Source organism: Mesorhizobium sp. M7A.F.Ca.CA.003.01.2.1, assembly GCF_003998945.1.
In the GTDB taxonomy this organism is placed as follows: Bacteria; Pseudomonadota; Alphaproteobacteria; order Rhizobiales; family Rhizobiaceae; genus Mesorhizobium; species Mesorhizobium ciceri.
The window spans coordinates 1-2,014 of the sequence record NZ_RZRA01000981.1 but is presented as its reverse complement, the minus strand read 5'-3'; the positions used below and the strand labels follow the sequence as shown (position 1 = coordinate 2,014).

The following is a 2,014-nucleotide window of genomic DNA, read 5'->3' as shown; positions in this document are numbered from 1 at the left end:
GATCAGGCCGGCGCCGACGATGGCGCGTGCGCTGTGGCCGACAATGTCTTGCCCGTCGAACAGGATGCGGCCGCTCTTCGGCTGCAGAAGCCCGGAGATAGCACGCAGCAGCGTCGTCTTGCCATGGCCGTTGGGGCCGAACAGGCCGACATTGCCGAAACGGCCGGCCTCCAGCGAGATATCGTGCAGCACGGTGACGCGGCCATAGCCGGCGGTGACGCCTTCGACGCTGAGAATGGGATTCACGCCGCCGACCTCCTCGTGCCGAGATAGGCCTCGATGACGTGCGGATCGGCGATCACGCCTGCCGGATCGCCGGCGGCCAGGACGCGGCCATTGTTGAGCACCAGCAGATGCTGCGAAAGGCTCATCAGGAAAGTCAGCACGTGCTCGATCAACAGGATGGTGATGCCGCGTTCGGCGGTGCGGCGGATCAGGCCGATCGACGTCTCGATCTCGGGTTTGGTCAGGCTCGATGCCGGCTCGTCGAGCAAGAGCATGCGTGGCTGCATGGCGATCGCCGTGGCAAGCATCAGGCATTTGCGCTCGAACACGGACAATTCGCCGGCAAGCCGGCCGAACGACTGGGATCCCAGGCCGACGAACTCCAGCGCCTCGGCGGCGGCATTGCGGGCCGTGGCCGCTGTCTTTTCCTGCTTGCCGTAGCTGGCGCCGATCAGCGCGTTCTCGAATACGGTCAGCCCGTCGAAGCTGGTCTCCCGCTGAAAGGTCCGGGCAAGGCCGAGGCGCGCGATGGCGTGTCCCGATTTGCCGTTTATGGCAATGCCGTCAAAGCGGATGTTGCCCCGGTCGGGCCCGAACGGGATGCCGGTGATGATGTTGAACAGCGTGCTCTTGCCGCTGCCGTTCGGGCCGGCGATACCGAAGATCTCGCCGGCCTCGACCTTGAACGACACGCCATCGACGGCCTTCAGCGAACCGAAGGCCTTCGACACGTCGTCCAGTTCAAGCAGGGCCATTCCCTACTTCATCCAGGGCTGGAGCTTGAAGGCGCCGGTGGCATATTTCTCAGGCGAGATCAGCGTGCGCTGGCCATCCCAGATCTGGAAGAAGGTGATCGGAATATAGTCGTCGCCCTGCGTGGCCAGGTGGGTGGCGGGATCGAATTTCAGCCGCCCTTCCGCGACCTGCTTGTCGGTCTCCGACAGCGCCTTCATGATCGCCGCATGGTCGGATGCGCCCCCGACCTTCTTGACCGCATCGAAATAGACATTGGTCATTTCGTAGAGGCCGACGCCGTAGGTGCCGCTCTCGACGCCGTATTTTGCCTTGAACTTGGCTGCCACCTCATCGGCGCGCGGGTTCTTCGGCGTCGTCAGCGCGCCGCCGAGCAGGTTGTAGATGATGCCATCCGATTTCTTGCCGGTCAGCTCGACGAATTCCGGAACGCTCGGCGCGTATTGCAGGAAGACGAGGCTCTTGGTCGGCTGCTCGAGGAACTGGTTGAGGAACGACGCCGAATTGCCCGGCAGATAGTCGGTGTTGATGACGACATCGGGAACGTTCTCGCGCACCTTGGCGAGGATCGAACGCCAGTCGGTCACTTCGCCGAAGGGTACGATCTCGTCGACGGTGATGGTCCAGCCCTTCTCCTTGAACGTCTTCTTCATGCCTTCGGAGATGGTCTTCGAATAGGCATTGTCGGACGAGATGATGGCGACCTTCTTGGTCGGCAGGGTGATCTTGCCGTCGGCCGCGAGCTTCTCGACGAACAGGGTGACGTCGGTGTTGTAGGCGTCGAAGGAAGGCGTCAGTGACCAGCAGCACATGTATTTGTCGGGGCTCGGCGCGATGATGTCCCTGGTCTGCTGCGAGGTGGCCGCCAGCATGTAGGGCATTTCCGCCTCGGCCATGTTGTCGATCTCGAAATTGGTCAGGCTGGCATAGCCGGTCAGCATGAAGTGTACGCCCGGATCGCCAAGCAGGCGTTCGACGGCGCTGGTGACGTTGCCGGCGGACTGATCCTTGACGTCGCCGACCACCAGTTCGAACG

Annotated in this window: 3 protein-coding genes; all 3 read right to left on the bottom strand. The window is 62.8% G+C overall.

Annotation, left to right across the window (positions count from 1 at the left end; all coding sequences use genetic code 11):
* Positions 1-246: ATP-binding cassette domain-containing protein (locus tag EN969_RS28565; protein ID WP_127419604.1), on the bottom strand; the 246-nt coding region annotated here is incomplete at its 3' end.
* Complete coding sequence (locus EN969_RS28560; RefSeq protein ID WP_024504790.1) at positions 243-980, bottom strand: ATP-binding cassette domain-containing protein; 738 nt, start codon at positions 978-980, stop codon at positions 243-245. The genes EN969_RS28560 and EN969_RS28565, both read right to left, overlap by 4 nt.
* 3 nt (positions 981-983) lie before the next feature.
* Positions 984-2,014 (bottom strand): ABC transporter substrate-binding protein (locus EN969_RS28555; RefSeq protein ID WP_127419603.1); only part of this gene is annotated, 1,031 nt, incomplete at its 5' end.